This is a genomic window from Microbacterium sp. 22296, assembly GCF_052045385.1.
Classification (GTDB): Bacteria; Actinomycetota; Actinomycetes; order Actinomycetales; family Microbacteriaceae; genus Microbacterium.
Genome location: NZ_JBQEOS010000004.1, coordinates 362,960 through 381,505, shown reverse-complemented (window position 1 = coordinate 381,505; position 18,546 = coordinate 362,960). Strand labels below are relative to the sequence as shown.

The 18,546-nt window shown below is 70.6% G+C and carries 20 protein-coding genes; 16 read left to right on the top strand and 4 right to left on the bottom strand.

The annotated features are described in order from the left end of the window. The first annotated feature begins 10 nt into the window (after positions 1-10). The 12 genes from ACTJJP_RS10935 (at position 11) to rpsN (ending at position 9,138) form a co-directional block, all read left to right on the top strand. Positions 11-568 carry a uracil-DNA glycosylase family protein gene (locus ACTJJP_RS10935; protein WP_267626608.1) on the top strand — a complete coding sequence of 186 codons (558 nt, stop codon included), beginning with the start codon at positions 11-13 and terminating at the stop codon, positions 566-568. Positions 569-877: 309 nt separating this feature from the next. After that, positions 878-1,909 carry a metal ABC transporter solute-binding protein, Zn/Mn family gene (locus ACTJJP_RS10930; protein ID WP_440775040.1) on the top strand — a complete coding sequence of 344 codons (1,032 nt, stop codon included), beginning with the start codon at positions 878-880 and terminating at the stop codon, positions 1,907-1,909. Next, complete coding sequence (locus ACTJJP_RS10925) at positions 1,906-2,721, top strand: metal ABC transporter ATP-binding protein (protein WP_440775039.1); 816 nt, start codon at positions 1,906-1,908, stop codon at positions 2,719-2,721. The genes ACTJJP_RS10930 and ACTJJP_RS10925 overlap by 4 nt, the downstream gene beginning before the upstream one ends. Then, the gene (locus tag ACTJJP_RS10920) at positions 2,718-3,578 is read left to right on the top strand and encodes a metal ABC transporter permease (protein ID WP_440775038.1); all 861 of its coding nucleotides are present in this window, start codon (positions 2,718-2,720) and stop codon (positions 3,576-3,578) included. Before ACTJJP_RS10925 ends, ACTJJP_RS10920 begins: the two co-directional genes overlap by 4 nt. 96 nt (positions 3,579-3,674) lie before the next feature. Next, positions 3,675-4,088, top strand: a complete 414-nt coding sequence (locus ACTJJP_RS10915) for a Fur family transcriptional regulator (protein ID WP_440775037.1) — start codon at positions 3,675-3,677, stop codon at positions 4,086-4,088. Beyond that, complete coding sequence (locus tag ACTJJP_RS10910) at positions 4,075-5,118, top strand: permease (protein ID WP_440775036.1); 1,044 nt, start codon at positions 4,075-4,077, stop codon at positions 5,116-5,118. The genes ACTJJP_RS10915 and ACTJJP_RS10910 overlap by 14 nt, the downstream gene beginning before the upstream one ends. Beyond that, a complete protein-coding gene (locus ACTJJP_RS10905) occupies positions 5,111-5,968 on the top strand; it encodes a TIGR03943 family putative permease subunit (RefSeq protein WP_440775035.1) in 858 nt (285 codons plus the stop codon). The genes ACTJJP_RS10910 and ACTJJP_RS10905 overlap by 8 nt, the downstream gene beginning before the upstream one ends. Then, complete coding sequence (locus tag ACTJJP_RS10900) at positions 5,958-7,364, top strand: hypothetical protein (RefSeq protein ID WP_440775034.1); 1,407 nt, start codon at positions 5,958-5,960, stop codon at positions 7,362-7,364. The genes ACTJJP_RS10905 and ACTJJP_RS10900 overlap by 11 nt, the downstream gene beginning before the upstream one ends. Beyond that, positions 7,361-8,041, top strand: coding sequence for a DNA-3-methyladenine glycosylase (locus ACTJJP_RS10895; protein WP_440775033.1), 681 nt, complete (start codon positions 7,361-7,363; stop codon positions 8,039-8,041). Before ACTJJP_RS10900 ends, ACTJJP_RS10895 begins: the two co-directional genes overlap by 4 nt. 380 nt (positions 8,042-8,421) lie before the next feature. After that, positions 8,422-8,658, top strand: a complete 237-nt coding sequence (rpmB, locus tag ACTJJP_RS10890) for a 50S ribosomal protein L28 (RefSeq protein WP_055832508.1) — start codon at positions 8,422-8,424, stop codon at positions 8,656-8,658. Beyond that, entirely contained in the window at positions 8,658-8,828 is a 171-nt protein-coding gene (gene rpmG / locus ACTJJP_RS10885; RefSeq protein WP_013584775.1) for a 50S ribosomal protein L33, read from the top strand. The genes rpmB and rpmG overlap by 1 nt, the downstream gene beginning before the upstream one ends. A 4-nt stretch (positions 8,829-8,832) precedes the next feature. After that, the gene (gene rpsN, locus ACTJJP_RS10880; protein WP_022878196.1) at positions 8,833-9,138 is read left to right on the top strand and encodes a 30S ribosomal protein S14; all 306 of its coding nucleotides are present in this window, start codon (positions 8,833-8,835) and stop codon (positions 9,136-9,138) included. A gap of 71 nt (positions 9,139-9,209) precedes the next feature. Here rpsN and ACTJJP_RS10875 read toward each other — a convergent pair whose 3' ends face one another. Continuing rightward, positions 9,210-10,661 carry a LuxR C-terminal-related transcriptional regulator gene (locus ACTJJP_RS10875; protein WP_440775032.1) on the bottom strand — a complete coding sequence of 484 codons (1,452 nt, stop codon included), beginning with the start codon at positions 10,659-10,661 and terminating at the stop codon, positions 9,210-9,212. A gap of 426 nt (positions 10,662-11,087) precedes the next feature. Between ACTJJP_RS10875 and ACTJJP_RS10870 the strand changes: the two genes are divergently transcribed. Continuing rightward, positions 11,088-11,375, top strand: coding sequence for an HU family DNA-binding protein (locus ACTJJP_RS10870; RefSeq protein ID WP_013584778.1), 288 nt, complete (start codon positions 11,088-11,090; stop codon positions 11,373-11,375). 76 nt (positions 11,376-11,451) lie between these two features. Then, a complete protein-coding gene (locus ACTJJP_RS10865) occupies positions 11,452-13,437 on the top strand; it encodes a cytochrome c oxidase assembly protein (protein ID WP_440775031.1) in 1,986 nt (661 codons plus the stop codon). Positions 13,438-13,655: 218 nt separating this feature from the next. Here the strand turns inward: ACTJJP_RS10865 and ACTJJP_RS10860 are convergent, their stop codons facing one another. Beyond that, the gene (locus tag ACTJJP_RS10860) at positions 13,656-14,735 is read right to left on the bottom strand and encodes a hypothetical protein (protein ID WP_440775030.1); all 1,080 of its coding nucleotides are present in this window, start codon (positions 14,733-14,735) and stop codon (positions 13,656-13,658) included. A gap of 91 nt (positions 14,736-14,826) precedes the next feature. Next, positions 14,827-15,660, bottom strand: a complete 834-nt coding sequence (locus tag ACTJJP_RS10855; protein ID WP_440775029.1) for an NAD(P)/FAD-dependent oxidoreductase — start codon at positions 15,658-15,660, stop codon at positions 14,827-14,829. Positions 15,661-15,711: 51 nt separating this feature from the next. Between ACTJJP_RS10855 and ACTJJP_RS10850 the strand changes: the two genes are divergently transcribed. Both ACTJJP_RS10850 and ACTJJP_RS10845 read left to right on the top strand, forming a co-directional pair. Continuing rightward, a complete protein-coding gene (locus tag ACTJJP_RS10850) occupies positions 15,712-16,185 on the top strand; it encodes a MerR family transcriptional regulator (RefSeq protein ID WP_440775028.1) in 474 nt (157 codons plus the stop codon). Between the two features lie 9 nt (positions 16,186-16,194). Beyond that, positions 16,195-17,577: an ATP-dependent DNA helicase gene (locus tag ACTJJP_RS10845; RefSeq protein WP_440775027.1), complete on the top strand. Its 1,383-nt coding sequence runs from the start codon at positions 16,195-16,197 to the stop codon at positions 17,575-17,577. Between the two features lie 179 nt (positions 17,578-17,756). On the opposite strand, the gene ACTJJP_RS10840 is transcribed toward ACTJJP_RS10845, so the two are convergent. Continuing rightward, complete coding sequence (locus ACTJJP_RS10840; RefSeq protein WP_440775026.1) at positions 17,757-18,410, bottom strand: heme oxygenase (biliverdin-producing); 654 nt, start codon at positions 18,408-18,410, stop codon at positions 17,757-17,759. Between the last annotated feature and the right edge of the window lie 136 nt (positions 18,411-18,546).

Here is an 18,546-nt window from a genome sequence, read left to right as displayed (position 1 = left end):
AACTCTCGACGTGCCCGCAGACGTCCACACGCTCAACGCTCTCGCCGAAACCTGGCGGACAGCACCCGATGGCACACGGCGGTTCGTGCCCAACTTCGATCCACTCTCCGGCGGCACCACCAGCCGGGTTCTGGTTCTCATGCAATCCCCCGGCCCGCAGACGATCGCCGCCGGAGAAAACGCGGTCTGCAGTGAGGACAACCCCGGCCCAACCGCGCGCGCGTTTCGAGCAGCCCGCATCACCTCCGGGCTCGCTCGAAGCGACTACCTCCGGTGGAACCTCATCCCCTGGGCGACACGCAGCCCGGTCCGCGCATCGGAGATCGAGCTGGGCCGCCGTGCGCTGGGCGAACTACTCCCACTCCTCCCCGCGCTTGAGACAGTGGTCACCTACGGCGCCGTCGCCCTCAACGGGATCATGCGCCACCTCACACTCGATGACAACGCACGCCTCGTTCACGTCATAGCCGCTCCGCACCCCTCGCCCGCAAACGGCCATCACCGCTCCGAACAAGCAGAACGCTCCGTACGAGCACTCCGACTCGCTACGCGCCCACGAACCCCCTGAACGGCATCGCGAGATGCGCGAATCGCACCACGCCCAAGCAATCCAGCGCTCGCCTCACCGTCTTCGTCATCGGAAGCTGACCGGCGCCATCGAGCGATCAGAGAACGCCGCCATCAGGCGAGCAACCCCACACCTCGCGATGCGAAACCCCCGTGCAAAATCTAGCTCGGTGCGAAAGTGACGCGCACCTTTATGCACCACGGTCGGCCCGGCGTGGCCAGGTCCGTCCCCACCCCACGACCCACGCGAAGATGGCCGAGGCCGAAACCTCAGTTTGAGAACGATTATCAGCACCGTTAGTCTGGAGACATGACCCGTCGCCTGCTCACCCCCGTCGTCCTCGGTGCCGCCTCCGTCTTCGCGCTCGCCGGTTGCGCCGGCGGTGCCCCCGCCTCCACCGGCTCCGGCGGAGCAACCGGTGACAAGGTCGCGGTCGTGGCATCCACCGACGTCTACGGCTCGATCGCCGAGGCGATCGGCGGCGACTTCGTCGACGTCACCTCGGTCATCACGTCGTCGTCGCAGGATCCGCACGAGTACGAGGCGAGCGCGCAAGACCAGCTCACGCTGAAGAACGCCGGCCTCGTCATCGAGAACGGCGGCGGCTACGACTCGTTCATGGAGTCGCTCATCGACGCCAGCGGAACGACCGCCCCCGTCATCACGGCCGTGGAGTTCAACCACGACTACCCGGGCGCCGAATCGCACGACGAGGCCCACGCCGACGAGGCGAGCCCCGCGCCCGACGAGAGCGCCGACGCGCACGCCGAGGGCGACGGACACGACCACACCGAGGGCGACGGGCACGACCACATCGAGGGCTTCAACGAGCACGTCTGGTACGACCCGCACACCGTCGAAGACCTCGCGAAAGACCTCGCCGAGCACCTGGGCGAACTCGCCCCCGACCACGCGGCCGACTTCACGGCCAACGCCGATGCGTTCGTCGAGCGGATCGCGGGTCTCGAGGACTCCCTCGGCCAGATCGAGGCGACGGATGCCGGAGCGAAGGTCTTCGTGACGGAGCCGGTCCCCGTGTACCTGATCGACGCCGCCGGACTCGACAACGCGACCCCGAACGAGTTCAGCGAGTCGGTCGAGGAGGGCCAGGACGTGCCGCCCGCCACCCTGCTCGAGTCGCTGCAGCTGCTCGACTCGGGTGAGATCCGCGTCATGATCGTCAACCCGCAGACCGGCGGCGCCGAGACCACGCAGGTCGAAGACGAGGCGAAGGCGAAGAACATCCCGGTGATCGAGTTCACCGAAACGCTCCCCGAGGGTCAGACTTACATCTCGTGGATGCAGAGCAACATCACGGCGCTGGCCGACGCGCTGGCGTGAGCGCGGCCTCACCGCTGCGCGTGCGCGGCGCCGCCCTCGAGCGGGGCGGCCGTGAGCTGTGGGCCGGGCTCGACCTCGAGGTCGCGCCCGGTGAGCTCGTCGCGGTGCTCGGGCCCAGCGGGTCGGGCAAGACCACCCTGCTGCGGGCCATCCTCGGCCTCGAGCGCCTCAGCGCCGGGTCGATCGAGGCGCTCGGCACGCCCGTGCGTCGTGCCGGCAATCGCCGCATCGGCTACATCCCCCAACAGCGACCGCTCCCGCGGGAGACGCCGCTGCGCGGACGCGACATCGTCGGCCTGGGCGTCGACGGGCACCGCCTCGGCCCTCCGTTGTCGCGAAAGAAGGACCGCGCCCGCATCGACGAGCTCCTCGAGGCCGTGGGCGCGACCGAGTTCGGCGATCGGCCGGTCGGACTGCTCTCGGGCGGGGAGCAGCAGCGTCTCCGCGTGGGTCAGGCCCTCGCCGACGACCCCGCCCTGCTGCTGTGCGATGAGCCGCTGACCAGCCTGGATCTCGCCAATCAGCAGGCCGTGGTGCGCCTGATCGACCGGCACCGCCGCGAGCGGGCCGCCGCGGTGCTGCTGGTGACGCACGACGTCAACCCGGTGCTCTCCCGCGTGGACCGCATCCTCTACATCGCTCACGGTCGCTTCACGCTGGGCACCCCCGACGAGGTCCTGACCACCGAGACGCTCAGCGCCCTCTACGGCGCCCCCGTCTACGTCGTGCGCGCGGGCGGCCAGCTGATCGTCGTCGGAGCGCCGGATGCCGACGAGGCCCACCACCACCACCACGACGAGGATCACGCATGAACTGGTCCGACGTCGGCGACGCGCTCTTCGGCGGGGTGAGCCAGTACGGCGCCATCCTCGAGCTGGTGCAGAACTCCGTCTACGCGGGGGCCGTGCTGGGTCTCGTCGGCGGTCTGATCGGCGTCTTCGTGATGCAGCGCGACATGGCCTTCGCCGTGCACGGCATCAGCGAACTGTCGTTCGCGGGCGCCGCGGTGGCCCTGCTCATCGGCGTCGACGTCGTGTCGGGGTCGATCGTCGGTTCGCTCATCGCGGCAGCGCTCATCGGCGTGCTCGGCGCCCGCGCGCGCGACCGCAACTCGATCATCGGCGTGCTCATGCCGTTCGGTCTGGGTGTCGGCATCCTGTGCCTGTCGCTCTACAACGGGCGCAGCGCCACCCGTTTCAGCCTGCTGACCGGGCAGATCGTGTCGGTGCAGAGCGAGCAGCTCGGTTGGCTCGTCGTGATCGGCGTCGCGGTGCTCGCGGCCCTCCTGCTCATCTGGCGTCCGCTGCGCTTCGACTCGCTCGACCCGCAGTCCGCCGCCGCCCGCGGCGTTCCCACGACCGCGGTGTCGCTGGCGTTCATGCTGCTGCTCGGGCTGATCGTCGCGGTGGCCGTGCACATCATCGGGGCCCTGCTCGTGATGGCGCTGCTCGTCACCCCCGCGGCGGCCGCGATGCGCGTGGCATCCGGACCCCTGTCGGTTCCGATGCTGGCCGCGCTGTTCGGCTTCGTCTCAGCGGTGGGCGGTGTGCTGCTCGCCGTGGCCGGGACGCTGCCGGTGAGCCCGTACATCACGACCATCTCGTTCACGATCTACCTGGTCTGCCGGGTGGTCGGCGCGCGCCGCGAGCGCACCACCCGCGCGCTCTGACGGGGCGCGCTGCCGTGCGGGATCGCAGCGAGCCGTCGCGCCCGCGGTGGCGTAACGCCCAGCCGATTCACCGAACCCCTCGGTAGACTCCCCGGCATGGTTCAGCGCAACACGTGGCAGCGCGAGCGCGTGCGCGAAGCCCTGTCGGGAGCCGGCGGCTTCGTCAGCGCCCAGTCGCTGCACGCGACCCTGCGCGACGAGAACACCGGCATCGGACTGGCCACCGTGTACCGCACGCTCGCCGGTCTCGCGGCCAAGGGCGACGCCGACAGCCTGCAGAGTCCCGAGGGCGAGAACCTCTTCCGCGCGTGCGAGACCCGCGGTCATCACCATCACTTGATCTGCCGCTCGTGCGGCAAGGCCGTCGAGATCGCGGCGACCGACGTCGAGGACTGGGCGCAGCGCACCGCCGCCCAGCACGGCTTCAGCGAGGCCGAGCACGTCGTCGACATCTTCGGCATCTGCACCGATTGCGCCCGCGCCCGGGCTCGCGAGCGTGGCGACGAGTAGTCGCACCGCGCCGCCCACGCGCCGGCGTCCCGACGTCCCTCGCTCGGGCGCCTCCCGCACCCTCGTCGCGCTCGGCCTGGGTGTCGTCGTGGTCACCGCGCTGTTCCTCGTCGACGCGTTCGCCCCCACGTTCTTCGCGCAGCCGCTGCCCACCCGCGCGCAGGACGGCCTGACCCTCGCCCTCAGCGTGCTCATCGAGTCGCTGCCGTTCGTGGTGCTGGGCGTCGTGCTGTCGATCATCGTGCAGGTCTGGGTGCCGCCGGGGGCGATCGAAAGATGGATGCCGCGCGCGCCGTGGGCGCGCCGGGCGGTGCTGTCGCTGCTGGGCATGTTCATCCCCGTCTGCGAGTGCGGGAACGTGCCCTTCGCACGCGGACTGCTCATGCGCGGGTTCGGCGTGAGCGACACCCTCACCTTCCTCGTCGCGGCTCCGATCGTGAACCCGATCGTCATCATCTCCACGCACGCGGCGTTCGGCTTCAGCGACGGCATCCTCGTCGCGCGCCTGATCGGCGGCTACCTCGTCGCCAACCTCATCGGGTGGTTGTACAGCCGGCATCCCGATCCCGACAAGCTCCTCACGGAGCGCTTCCTCGCCACCTGCGAGATCGTCGTTCAGGAGCGCGGCAACCGCGGCCGGCGCACCCTCGCCCAGTTCGTCGTGGAACTGCGCTCGGTGATGCCGGCGCTCATCATCGGCTCCCTGCTGGCCGGGGCGGTGCAGGTCCTCGTGCCGCGGAGCGCCCTGCTGGCGATCGGATCCGACCCGGCGCTGTCGATCGCGGCGATGATGCTGCTGGCGATCGTGGTGTCGCTCTGCTCGAACGTCGACGCCTTCTTCGCCCTGTCGTTCGCCTCGACCTTCACGCCCGGGTCGATCGTGGCCTTCCTCGTGGTCGGCCCCATCATCGACCTCAAGATGATGGCGCTGCTGCGCACGACCTTCACCACGCGGGTGCTCGCCGGGATGACGGTGGTCGTCGTGCTCTTCGCCTTCGCGCTCGGAACGGTGGTGAACCTCCTTGTCTAGGACGCAAGCCCTCGCCACGCGCTGGCTCGGCGTGGGACTGGCCGCGTGCCTGTCGATCACGACCATCACGCTCTGGATCACGGGTCGCATGTCGCTGTACATCAACCCCGACTCGGCGTGGTTCGCCGTCGGCATGTCGGTCGTCCTGCTCGTCGGGGCGATCGCCTCGTTCGTCCTGCCTCTCGGGGCCGAGGCCGACCACGGTCACGATCATGAGCACGGCCACGCTCCCGCCGCGGCATCCGCCCGCCGCGAGGCCTTCGCGCACGCCGATCACGAGCACGCCGACCCGCTCGACGACCACGATCACGCAGCCCACGACCATCTCGCCGCGCGTCCGCGCCCGACCCCCGGCGGCATCGCGGCCTTCACCGGCGGGGTGCTCGCCTCGGGCGCGGTGATCGCCGTGCTGCTGACGCCGGCGGCGTCGCTGTCGACCGAGCTCGCCGTCTCGCGCGACGTGGGGGCGCCGCCGTTGTTCGCGGGCTCCGACGTGGTCACCCTGGCCGCCTCGGGCGACACCTCGCAGTTCGGCGTCGGCGACTGGTCGGCGGTGTTCGCCCACGCCACCAACCCCGAGACGTTCGACGGCAAGCCGGTCACCCTGACCGGGTTCATCACTCCGGGCGGCGACGGCGCGAGCTTCGATCTCACGCGCCTCGTCATCACGCACTGCGTCATCGACGCGCAGACGGCGCGCCTGCCGATAAGCGCGTCGGTCGACGCCCCCGCGACGGGGCAGTGGGTGACCGTCACCGGCACGGTGCGCTCCAGCGGCGACGGCGCGCTCGAGGTGCAGGCGGAGCAGGTGGCATCCATCGACGAACCGGCGGACCCGTATGAGTACTGAGTCCCGCCGTTCGCGCTCCCGCGCGCGGCGCGGTCGCGGGTTCGCGGTCGCCTTCGCCGCCGTCCTCGTCGGCCTCGTGGTCGTCGGCGGGATCGGCGGGGTCGTCGCCGTGGCGCAGGGCCCCCGCGTCACCGACGTGCAGGTCGACCCCGCGGCCGCGGTCGCGGCATCCGGATCCCGCGTGATCCTGACGACCACGCAGTCGCTCGAGACGGTGGACGCCTCGCAGGTGTCGGTGGAGCCGGCGACCCCGTTCACCGTCGACACCGCCGGGCGGAGCGTCGGCGTGCGCTTCACGCTGCCGCTGCGCGACGACACCGACTACCGCATCACGGTCGACGGCGTGAGCGGCCTGGGCGCGGGGCCGTCGTCGACACTGACCGAGACATTCCGCACGCCGCCCTTGCAGGCGTACCTGATGCAACGAGGGACCCCCGAGGGCGACACGATCTTCCGCACCGACCTGCAGGGCGAGGCCGGACTGCCGGTGTTCGTGCACCCCCACATCGAGGACTTCCGCGCCACCGCGAACCACCTCGTCATCTCGGTGCGCGACGGCGATACCGCCCGGGTGATCGTCACCGATTCCGACGGGCAGAACGCCCGCGACGTCGCCCTGCCCGGACCCGGTTTCGTCAGCAACCTGCAGTCGGCCGACCGCGGAGAGCGCGTGGGCTTCACCTTCTCGGATGCCGACCTGAGCGCCGCCGGAGGACGCGAGAGTCGACTGTTCACGATGTCGGCCGCAGACGACGCGCCCCCCACCGACGTGGGCCTGAACGGCGGCGACGCGCGCATCGCCGACTACCGTTTCGTGCCCGACACCGACAGCATGCTCGTGCTCACGTTCGACTCGCGCCTGCTGCTCACCGACGCCGAGGGCGGCAACGCCGCGCCGCTCGGCAGCGCGGTGTCGATCGACGGCATCGCCCGCGGCTCGTCGGTCGCGATCGTCGAACGTCTCGAGGGTCTCCGCGAGATCGACCTGACCGACGGGTCGGAACGCACGCTCGTGCAACCCGTCGATCCGCCGGGCCTCGCCGGGCGCGCCACCCCGGTGCCCGGAACGGATGCCGGCACGATCCGCTCGTTCGCCGACATCAGCGCCGACGGAGTCTCGCGCTCGACCACCGTGGCGCACGTCGACATCGACGGCGCGGTGCGGCCGCTGCTCGAGGTCCCGGGCGCCGACACGGTGCTGCAGACGTGCGTCTCGCCCAGCGGCCGGTACGCGGCGGTGCTCGTCGCCCCGCGGGCGGTCGACAACCCCTTCGACCGTTACCAGCTGCCCCTGCCCGAGCGGCTGCTGACCCACCTGGTGGAGGTCGACAGCGGTCAGGAGGTCGTCGCCCTGCAGGGCTTCGACCTGTCGTGGTGTCAGGTGCCCCCGCAGTGACGCGTCCGGCGACGCGCGACGATCTGTCGGCGCTGCCCGTCGAGGTCGCGCCGCGACTGCTGGGGGCGTTCCTGGAGACCATCGTCGGCGGCGAACGCGTGGTGGCACGACTCACCGAGGTCGAGGCCTATCACGGGCTCGGCACGGGCGACCGCCCCGATCCCGGCTCGCACGCGCGGATGGGGCCGACCGCGCGCAACGCCACCATGTGGGGCGAGCCGGGTCACCTCTACGTGTATTTGAGCCACGGCATCCACTCCTGCGTCAACGTCGTGTGCGGGCCCGCGGGGGTCGCCGGCGGTGTGCTCCTGCGCGGCGGCGAGATCGTCGACGGGGCCGACATCGCCGAGCGGCGACGACGCGAACGGCGCGGTGCCGTGCGGTCGGAGCGCGACCTGGCGCGCGGTCCGGGGCGTCTCGGCGACGCGGTGGGGCTGCGGCATCCCGCGCACGACGGGATCGACGCGGTCACGGGGGAGGTGCGGGCGGGGGCGAGGGCGCGGCTGCTGCTGCCGTCCGAGCCGCCGGCCTCGATCGCCACGGGCCCGCGCGTCGGCGTCGCAGGGGTGGCGGGAACGGACGCGTTCCCGTGGCGGTTCTGGATCGAGGGGGATGCCACGGTCTCGGCGTTCCGCTGGGGTCGCGGCGCGGCCGACGCAGCCGCGGGAGGTGGCTGAGCCTGTCGAAGCCGCCGGTGGTCGTGGGGTCCGGTCCCTTCGACGGGCTCAGGGACCTGCGTGAGGGGCTCAGACCTCGCCCTTCGACGGGCTCAGGGACCTGCGCGACGGGCTCAGACCCCGCCCTTTCGACGGGCTCAGGGACCTGCGTGAGGGGCTCAGACCTCGCCCTTCGACGGGCTCGGGGGACCTCGGTCGACTCGGTGGCGGCAGGGTCAAGGTCACACGCCGTGCTAGACTGACCCCTTGTCTGCGCGCACTCCAGCACGCAGTTCGCATCCCACCTCTTGATCGCGGCCTTTCGCCGCGCTCGGACGGGGTGCAGACAAGGGATCTTGGGTGGCACCGTCCGGTGTCACGGTACAGAAGGAGACATCACCATGGCAGCAGTGTGCCAGGTGACTGGAGCGGTTCCCGGCTTCGGTCACAACATCTCGCACTCGCACCGCCGGACGAAGCGCCGCTTCGACCCGAACGTGCAGAAGAAGACCTACTTCGTTCCGTCGCTGGGTCGCAACATCAAGCTCAACGTTTCGGCGAAGGGCATCAAGGTCATCGACGCTCGCGGCATCGAGTCCGTCGTCCGTGACCTGCAGGCGAAGGGCGTGAAGCTGTAATGGCGAAGAAGGCTCAGGACGTACGTCCGATCATCAAGCTGCGTTCCACGGCGGGCACGGGGTACACCTACGTGACGCGCAAGAACCGCCGCAACAACCCCGACCGCATCGTGCTGAAGAAGTACGACCCCGTGGTCCGCAAGCACGTCGACTTCCGAGAGGAGCGCTAAGCACATGGCTAAGAAGAGCAAGATCGCGCGCAACGAGCAGCGCAAGGTCGTCGTGGAGCGCTACGCCGCGAAGCGCGCCGAGCTGAAGAAGACCCTGGTCGACCCCAACGCGACCGACGAGGCCCGCGAGGCCGCCCGCGTGGGGCTGCAGAAGCTCCCCCGCAACGCGTCGCCCGCCCGCGTGCGCAGCCGCGACGTCATCGACGGCCGCCCCCGTGGCGTCCTCACGAAGTTCGGCGTCTCGCGCGTCCGCTTCCGCGACATGGCCCACCGTGGCGAACTGCCCGGTGTGACCAAGTCGAGCTGGTAAGCACCAGACACCCGCACGAAGGGCGGAGATTCCAAAAGGGGTCTCCGCCCTTCGGCGTTCCGGCCTGCGTATCAGGCGTCGACGGAACCGAGCATCTCCACGGCCTCGGCGCGACCGCTGACCCCGAGCTTCTGGTAGATCGAACGCACCTGGGTTTTGACGGTGTTGAGCGAGACGCCGCGCTCGCGGGCGATATCCGACAGGCTCAGCGATCGCAACAGCAGTTCGGCGGTGGCGTTCTCGGTCGGAGTCAGACGTGCCGCCGAGACGGGGGAGCGCGCCTCGGCATCCGGGGTCGCCACGCGCGCGAGCGCGGCGTGCAGATAGGGAAGGACGTCGGTGAGCTCGGGATCCGCCGCGGCCACGGCGTCGACGAGAGTCCGGGTCTCTCCGTGCGGGAGCATGAGGAACGGCGTCGCCGACGACCCGGTACGCGCGATGAGGTGGAGCGCGGCCTGCATGCTCTGGTGCGCGCGGCGGGTGAAACCGAGCCGGTTCAGGGCCAGCGCTCGGCGTATGAGCAGGGGGGTGAGGGTCCGCAGGCAGTGGTCCGTCTCGGAGGCCACGCACGCATCGGTCTCGAGCAGCAGCTCGCGCTCGCGGCCGAGGCGCAGCAACGCCGCGCTGCGCTGCATCGGAAAGCAGATGCCGTGCCCCTCGGGCGTGCCGAAGGGCTCGAGCGCGGTGATCGCCTCGCGGTACTCTCCCTGGGCGACGAGGATGTCGGAGAGCACGCTGACCAGGAAGAACCGCATCATGCGATGACTGCTGCGGCGTCGACTGCTGTGCAGAAGGTGTACAGCCTCGGCGCGGCTCGCTCCGATCTCGCCTCGGAACATCTTCGCCATCACCTCGAGCGACCGTGCGGAGTACTCCGCATAGAGATCCTCGGGCTGGGTGCGGCGCATCGTCGCGGCCGCCTCCCGCAGGCGGTCGGCGTCCAGCCGGGCCGCGGCGTTCAGCGCCTCGGCGAGCAGGAGGAGATAGGAGCGCTCCTGGTCGTCCCACCCCCGCGCCTCGAACAGGGTCTCCGCCTCTGCGTGCGTCTTCTGGGCGCTGTTGTACTCGCCGTTGAGGGCGTGGCCGAGAGCGCGAACCGACAGCGCGCGGTAGCGAGTCGCGTCGGTGTCGGCGAACAGCAGCGCCTCTGCACCGAACCGCGCCCCCATCTGGGGCCAGCCGACCGCACTGCAGTACTCGCCGACGGCGGCGTACAACTGCGCACGCGCACTCGACGAGAGCGATGCGGGGCGGGTCAGCCTCATCTCGTCGAAGTAACGAGAGATCGGGGCGGCGCCATCGGCCAGGGCATCACGCCGGGCGCGGGCGGCGAGAAGCGCCGCGAGTGACAGCGCCGTGGCGTCGGTCCAAAGGGCCGGCGCCTCGGGCAACTCCGTCTCGGCGAGCAGAGCGAGGTGGCGCGCGCACGGAACACCGTACCCGGGCGAGAGACGGAGGGCCGTCGTCGTCGCGGCGGCGCGAAGGGCCGCGCGAGCCTCGATCGAGGTGCGCGTTCCGGGCATCGTCCCTCCCACGTCGTGTCAGGGGTGATTTCGTCGAGGGCTTCGGGGCGCTCCAAACTGGTGCGCACATCATACGGTTGGTTCGTTTCACCAAAGTCCGGCGATGTCCGAGGCGTGTGGAACGTCGCGGAGTCGCTCCCGGAGATCGCCCGAAGATCCCGTCGTTTTCACCCCATCGGGCCCGAGCGCACGTTCGTGATCGCTGCTCGACCGGGTGATGCGACCACGACTCCGCGGGGCGCCGTGACCCGGGTCCGGCGATCCCACCCCACGACACGCCGCGCGGAAAGGGTCGAAATCCCGCAGAATCCGCGTGATTCCGCGGTTCGGTTGATACTGTCGAGGCGGTCTCCCGACCACCGAGGAGGATCCCTCCTCGTCCGAGCAATGAGAGACGGCTTTCGCCGCCGTCTGGAGGACAACCACATGGCCGACAAGTCCATCACCAAGACCGAGCTCGTCGCGAGCATCGCCAGCGCGACCGGGCAGAGCCAGTCCGCCGTGTCGGGCGTGCTCGACTCCCTCTTCTCCACCGTCTCCGAGGCGGTCGCCAAGGGCAGCAAGGTCTCGATCCCCGGCTGGATCGCCTTCGAGCAGGTCGCCACGTCCGCTCGCACGGGCCGCAACCCGCAGACGGGCGAGGAGATCTCGATCCCCGCCGGCAAGCGAGTCAAGGTCACCGCGGGCTCCAAGCTCAAGGCCGCCGTCAAGTAAGGCGACGTCGAACCATCGAAGGGGGATGCCCAGCGGCATCCCCCTTCGTCGTGCTCGCGCGACGTAGGCTGGACGGGTGAATCCCCGACTTCTGCGCGTCGCGGGGCCCGTCATCCTGATCGCGGTCTCGATCGTCGCCGTCGTCGCCGGTCTCGCCTTCGGCGGCGGAGCGGCCCCCGGGCGTCTGGCGGACGCCGGTCCCGTGGTGCGCTGGGGTCTGCCGATCGCCACGGTCGTGGTCAACCTCGCCGCGGCCACCATGGTCGGATCGCTCGTGCTCGCGCTGTTCGCCCTCCCCGCGGGGGAGCGACCGTTCGAGGTCGCGCTCGACACCGCCTCGATCGGCGCCGCCGTCTTCACGGTCGCCGCAGCGGTCACGGGGTACATGACGTTCCTCAACGTCCTCAACGCCACCCCCACCCTCGACGCCGTCTTCGGCCAGCAGCTCGGACGCTTCCTCGTCGAGAGTCCGCCCGGGCAGGCCTGGCTGATCACCACGATCGCCGGCGCGGTGCTCACGGTGCTCACCTTCGCCGTGCGCTCGTGGATCCCGACGCTCGTCGTGGCCGTCCTCGCCCTCGCCTCCCTCATCCCGATGGGCACGCAGGGTCACGCCGGCACCGAAGCCAGCCACGACGCGGCGGTCACCGCACTCGTCCTGCACATCATCGCCGCGGGCGTCTGGCTCGGCGGCCTCATCCTGCTCGTCGTCGTCAGGCCGGCGATGTCGCGTGGGCAGCTACAGACCACCCTGCTGCGGTACTCCTCGATCGCGCTCGTCGCCTTCCTCGTCGTCGCCGTCTCCGGCACGGTGCGCGCCTCGATCAGCCTCCTCGACGTGCAGAACCTGTGGTCGGCGTACGGCGCGCTCGTGCTCGTGAAGGTCGTCGCCCTCGTCGCGATGGGGGTGCTCGGCGCCTGGTACCGACGCCGTCTCATCGCGCGCATGGCCGACGAGACGGGGTCCGCGCGATTCTGGGGCGTCATCACCCTCGAACTCGTCTTCATGGGGATCGCGAGCGGTGTCGCCGCGGCACTCGCGCGCACGCCACCGCCCACCGAGGCGGCTTTGATCGGCACATCGCCGGCCGAAGTGCTCACGGGCGCACCGCTGCCGCCCGAGCTGACCCTCGAGCGCTGGTTCACGGCATGGAACATCGACCTGCTGTGGGCGTTGGTCGTCGCCTTCGGCCTGTTCTTCTACCTGGCCGGCGTCTGGCGCCTGCTCCGCCGCGGCGACTCGTGGCCGATCCACCGCACGGTGCTGTGGTGCCTCGGCATGTTCGGGGTGTTCTGGGTCACGTCGGGGCCGATCAACGTGTACCAGGACTACCTGTTCAGCATGCACATGATCGGGCACATGCTGCTGTCGATGGCGATCCCGCTGCTGCTGGTGTCGGGGGCGCCGGTGTCGCTCGCGGCCCGGGCGATCCGCAAGCGCGACGACGGCACGCGCGGCGGCCGCGAGTGGATCCTGTGGGCGGTGCACAACCCGGTCGCGAAGGTGTTGACGAACCCGTACGTCGCCGCGGGCCTGTTCATCGGCTCGCTCTGGGCCTTCTACTACACCGACCTCTTCCGCTGGTCCCTCTATGACCACGTGGGCCACATCTGGATGGTCGCGCACTTCCTCGTGACCGGATACCTGTTCGTGCTCAGCCTCATCGGGATCGACCCGGTGCCCTTCCGCCTGCCCTATCCGATGCGTCTGCTGGTGCTCATCGCGATCATGGCGATGCACGCGTTCTTCGGCATCGCGATCATGATGAACTCCGGTCTGATGGTGGCGGAGTGGTTCGGCGCGATGGGTCGCACCTGGGGCGCGACGCCCCTCGAGGATCAGTACGTGGGCGGCGGCGTGGCGTGGTCGGTCGGCGAGATCCCGACGCTGATCCTCGCGATCACGGTGGCGATCCAGTGGAGTCGCAGCGACGAGCGTCAGCAGAAGCGCCGCGACCGTCACGTGGACCGGGTCGGCGACGTCGAGCTCGACGCCTACAACGAGGAACTGGCGCGACTGGCCGACCGCGATGCGCGCGTCTCCGCGCGCGGCCGCAGCTGAGCGGACCGTCCTCGGGCGGTGCCGGGTGTGTTGCCCGCCGGCGCCGGGCGGTGCCGGGGCGCGTCGGGCGGTGCCGGGGGGTGCCGGGCGGCGTGTCGGGGGAGGGGTCCGCGGCTGTGCGTCGTGGCATCCGTCGGGGCGGCGGGTGGATGCGGGCGCGTGGAGGAGTCGCCGGTCGTGTGCCGCGGGCGGGGCGCCCGTGGCATCCATTCGATCGGTCAGTCGGATGAGCCGCCGACGAGAATGGATGCCGAGCCGTCGGGCTGCACGGTGATCTGACCGTCGACGGTGAAGTCGACGTCGTCCTCGACCGTGCGCACACTGCCGTCGAAGATCGAGCGGATGTCGACCTCGATGTGGGCGACCGCCTTGGCCGACGGGATGCGCCACCCCGCGCCGTCGGGCTCGACGGTGACCGTCGGCTGCTGGACGATCGACCACGAGGGCGCCTCGTCGATGCGGTTGCGCACGGTGAACCCGAACGGGCAGCCGGTCGGCTGCAGCACCTTCTGCTCGGCGCAGGCCGAGAGGAAGTCCTCGACCCGCTGCTGCACGATTCCGATGAACTCCTCGGTCGGCTGCGCTTGCACATCGACGGGGATGCCGGCCAGCGGTGCGTCGGCGAGCACGGCGACGCCGGGGGTCGAGGAGATCGCTGTGTCGACCGCGACCGAGTAGAGCCCCGGCGAGAAGACCAGGAGGGGCAGGGCGGCGGTGGGATCGACGTCGGTGCCGTCGATGGAGACCTGTCGCTTGTCGACCTCGAACCCGTTGACGGCGAAACGCATCGACCCCTGGACCGACAGGTCGATCACCGACAACGGGCTGCGGGCGAAGCGCCAGCGGGGGAGGAGGGCGCCGCCGGTGTCGCGCTGCACGTCGAACGTCGTGGTCCCGGCGTAGCCCCCGACGGAGTAGCTCGCGGTGACGCGCGTGCGGTCGCCGTCGACGCTCTCGCCGGTGATGACGGCATCCGTCACCGACTGGAGCGATTCGGGACGCAGGAGCGCCTCGGACGACGTCGCGGGCAGGCCGGCGGCCTCGAGCTCGGCGGAGTCGACGGCGACACCGGGGATGGCGAGGGCGTCGGCGGCTCGTCGCTCCTGCAGCAGCTCGAGATAGTGCAGCACGAAGGCGCGCGGGCTGTAGAACTCGCGATAGAGCGAGGCGGCGCCCGCGCCGAGCGCGGCGACGAACAGGACGCCGATGAGGACCATCGCGGGGATCTCGAATCGACGGCGCCCGCGCGCGCCGCGGACACCCTCGGGCGTCGCGGGGCCCCCGCCGGCGTTGCTCACGTACCCAGTCTAGGAAGCTCACCTGCGCAGACGCCGCGCGGCGCCCCGCGGCGTCGATGTCCCCCGGAATCCCGCGGATCGCCAGACGGCGTCACGCGGCGACGAGCGCCTGCACGACGGCGACGGCGGCGAGTTGCCCGCCGGCGATCGCCGCGGCGAGCGAGAACATCGGGCCGGGAGCATGGTCGGGCTGGGCGAGGTCGCCCACCGCGTAGACGCCCTCGACGCTCGTGCGGCCGAACGGGTCGACGCGCACGGCGCCCGATTCTTGGCGCTCCAGGCCGAGCGCGTCGACGATGTGTCCGCGTACGGTCCACGTGGGTGCGACGAAGGCACCCGCCACCTCGCGCGAGGAGCCGTCGATGAGGTGCAGGCGCAGTCCGTCCGTCGTGCCGGTGACCTCTCGCACGTCGGTGGGCGCGACGATGAAGACCCGGGATGCCACCGGCTCGAGCATGCGGGCGAGAGCGGCCGCGTGAGGCGTGGCGTTCACGACGGCGACGGGTCGGCCCGCGAACTCGTGCCCGTGGCAGAACGGACAGCTGGCGACGGTGTCCCCCCAGTGCTCCGCGAGTCCCGGGATCGGGGGGAGTTCGTCGACCACGCCCGTCGCGAGGATGACGGCGTTCGTGCGGAACTCACGGTCGTCCACGGTGACCGTCAGACCGTCGTCGTCGCGGATGACCTCGGCGACGGCGGCATCCCGGACCTCGACGCTGTCGTAGGCAGCGACCTCGGCTCGCCCGATTCTGCGCAGCTCGGCGGGGTCGCGGCCGTCGTTGGTGAGCAGGTTGTGCGCGTGACGGACCGTGCCGTTTCGGTACGAACCCGAGTCGAGCAACAGGGTGCGCCGGTGCATGCGCCCGAGGGTCAGCGCCGCCTGCAGGCCCGCGGCGCCGCCTCCGATGATGATCGCGTCGTACACGATGGACTCCTTCCGCTTGTGTTCCTCTCCATCGTGTGAGTTCATGTCGACATGAAGTCAAGGGACGAATCGATCGGCGAGGCGGCGGCGCGGTTCGGCCTCGACACCCACGTGCTGCGCTACTGGGAGGACGAGGGGCTGTTGCGTCCCGACCGCGACGGCGCGGGGCGGCGCCGGTACGGCGAAGACGACGCGGTGCGCATCGCGGTGATCCTGCGCAACAAGGCCGCGGGGCTCTCGCTCGAGCAGATCCGCGTGCTGCTCGACGACGACGCCCCCGACCGGCACCGGGTGCTGGAGGAGCACGTCGCCGAACTCGACCGCCGTGCGGCCGACATCGCGCAGGCGCGCGCGATGACCGAGCACGCGCTGCGCTGCCGGTCGCACGACATCACCCAGTGCCCGCGGTTCCGCAGCCACGTCGCCGACGTGCTGTCGGGCGAGGCGCGCTGGCTGCTCCTGCACACCGAGCCGACCGGCGGGACGGTCGGCACTTCGCCGCCCGCGCGCGACGGTGCGAACTAGCATGGGCCGGTGACCACGCCAGACCTCTCGTCCGAGCAGCAGGCGCTGTTCCGGTTGATCGAGGACACGCGCGAGCACGTCTTCGTCACGGGTCGTGCCGGAACGGGCAAGTCGACGCTGCTGCAGCACCTGGCCTACAACACCAAGAAGCAGATCGCCGTGTGCGCGCCGACGGGGGTGGCCGCGCTCAACGTCGAGGGGCAGACGATCCACTCGCTCTTCCGTCTGCCCATCGGGCTCATCGCGAACGGCGACATCGACCAGAACGACGCCACCCGCAAGATCCTCAACGCGATCGACACCCTCGTGATCGATGAGATCTCGATGGTCAACGCCGACCTGATGGATGCCATCGACCGCTCGCTCCGTCAGGCTCGCGGCCGGCGTTCCGAGCCGTTCGGCGGCACGCAGATCGTGATGTTCGGCGATCCGTACCAGCTGGCGCCCGTGCCGCCGCGCGGCGACGAGGCGCGGTACATCGCCGACCACTATCGCTCCTTCTGGTTCTTCGACGCGAAGGTCTGGTCGGGCGAGGCCGCCAGCGACGGGTTGATCGACATCGGCCGTCACGGCGCCGACCTGCACGTCAACGAGCTCGTCGAGATCCACCGGCAGTCCGACCCCGGCTTCAAGTCGCTGCTCAACGCGGTGCGGTACGGACGCGTCACGGCCGAGATGGCCGGCATCCTGAACACCGCGGGAGCGCGCACGCCCCCGCACCCGGCCGACGGCGAGCATCCCATCATCACCCTCGCCACGCGGAACGACCGCGTCAACACCATCAACCGCCGCCACCTCGAGGAACTCATCGGACGCACCCAGACCGCCAACGCCGAGATCTCGGGCGACTTCGGCCGCGGGGAGGCGAACTACCCCGCCGAGATGGAGCTCACGCTCAAAGTCGGTGCCCAGGTGATGTTCCTGCGCAACGACGGCGCCCAGTTCGGCGAAGCGCCCCGGTGGGTCAACGGCACGATCGGCACCGTGACACGCATCGCCGGCGACAGCGTGCGGGTCGAGGTCGACGGCATCCAGCACGACGTGGAACCGGCCGTGTGGGAGAGATACCGCTACGCGTACGACCCGGGCACGAAGAACCTCTCGCGCGAGATCGTCGCCGAGTTCACGCAGTTCCCCCTGCGCCTGGCCTGGGCCGTGACGATCCACAAGTCGCAGGGCAAGACGTACGACCGGGCGGTGGTCGACCTCGGCTCGGGAGCGTTCGCGCCGGGGCAGACCTACGTCGCCCTCAGTCGTCTGACCTCGCTCGACGGGCTGTACCTGACGCGCCCGCTTCGCCCCGGTGACATCCGGGTCGACGAAGACGTGCGCCGCTTCATGAAGCAGGCGTGGCTCGGCCGGCAGGACGCGGCGGCGGCGCGACAGGCGTGACGCCGGGCGGCTCGCCAGGCAGGACGCTGTGGGGATCCCGTGGGTCGTAGCCCCGGTGGTCTCGGCCGGCGGGACGCGGCAGCACGGTCAGCCGCAGCTCCGGGCGCCCCGGCGGGACGCGACAGCTCAGTCAGCCGCAGCTCCGGGCGCGTGGCGCGGCGCACGGCTCTCGTGAGCGGTCAGGCGATCCGGTGGGCCTTGGCGCGAGTGAGATCGGCGAACAGCTCGGTCGTGAAGCGGTACGCGACGAGCACCTCGGCGATCACCCGTTCCTTCTCGGCGTCATCCCAGGGGGCCGCGTCGAGCTGTTCGCGGTAGACGCTCTTGAACGCCTTGGGGTCGGCGATGTCGCCGAACAGCAGGAAGCCGATGCCGTTGGTCTCGAAGCCGAAGCGACGCTGCATGAGCCGACCGATCGACGGCCCGCCCGAGAGGTCGCCGAGCAAGCGCGTGTAGTGGTGTGCGACGAACCCTCCGGGCCACGTCGCGGCCACCCGGCGGATGCGCGACACATACGCCTGAGTGGTGGGCAACGGCCGGATCTCGTCCCGCCAGTGCGGACCGATCAGAAAGGCGAGGTCGGCCTCGAGGGCAGGCAGTCGCGAGAGCTTGTCGCCGAGGAAGACGGATGCCACCGGGTCGGTGCGCATGCGCGCCGACGCCTCTTCGAGGGCGGCGTAGAGGAACCAGTGCTGGGCGATGAGCGCGATGTAGTCGTCGCGGGTTCCGGCGCCCGTGAGCAGGTCGGTCATGAAGCCGTCGCACTCGTGGGGCGAGTGCGCGCTGCTGGAGCGCTCGCGCAGAGCCGCGGAGAACGGGAGGACGGCGTTCATGCGGCCATCATACGCAAACGGTTAGGTTTACCTAACCCCCTTTATTCCCGTGAGGCCGTGGCGCGGGCAGTCGTGATGCAGACGTGACGGGCCGCGCCCGCAAGCGGCGGGTTCGCGCAGGCACCGTGTGTTTGAA

Bases quoted from the DNA above. Each gene is read 5' to 3' on its own strand.
- ACTJJP_RS10840 (WP_440775026.1), bottom strand. From the start codon at position 18,410: ATGAACGCCGTCCTCCCGTTCTCCGCGGCTCTGCGCGAGCGCTCCAGC.
- ACTJJP_RS10870 (WP_013584778.1), top strand. From the start codon at position 11,088: ATGGCCGACAAGTCCATCACCAAGACCGAGCTCGTCGCGAGCATCGCC.
- ACTJJP_RS10850 (WP_440775028.1), top strand. From the start codon at position 15,712: ATGAAGTCAAGGGACGAATCGATCGGCGAGGCGGCGGCGCGGTTCGGC.
- ACTJJP_RS10930 (WP_440775040.1), top strand. From the start codon at position 878: ATGACCCGTCGCCTGCTCACCCCCGTCGTCCTCGGTGCCGCCTCCGTC.
- rpmG (WP_013584775.1), top strand. From the start codon at position 8,658: ATGGCGAAGAAGGCTCAGGACGTACGTCCGATCATCAAGCTGCGTTCC.
- rpsN (WP_022878196.1), top strand. From the start codon at position 8,833: ATGGCTAAGAAGAGCAAGATCGCGCGCAACGAGCAGCGCAAGGTCGTC.
- ACTJJP_RS10915 (WP_440775037.1), top strand. From the start codon at position 3,675: ATGGTTCAGCGCAACACGTGGCAGCGCGAGCGCGTGCGCGAAGCCCTG.
- ACTJJP_RS10920 (WP_440775038.1), top strand. From the start codon at position 2,718: ATGAACTGGTCCGACGTCGGCGACGCGCTCTTCGGCGGGGTGAGCCAG.
- rpmB (WP_055832508.1), top strand. From the start codon at position 8,422: ATGGCAGCAGTGTGCCAGGTGACTGGAGCGGTTCCCGGCTTCGGTCAC.
- ACTJJP_RS10875 (WP_440775032.1), bottom strand. From the start codon at position 10,661: ATGCCCGGAACGCGCACCTCGATCGAGGCTCGCGCGGCCCTTCGCGCC.
- ACTJJP_RS10900 (WP_440775034.1), top strand. From the start codon at position 5,958: ATGAGTACTGAGTCCCGCCGTTCGCGCTCCCGCGCGCGGCGCGGTCGC.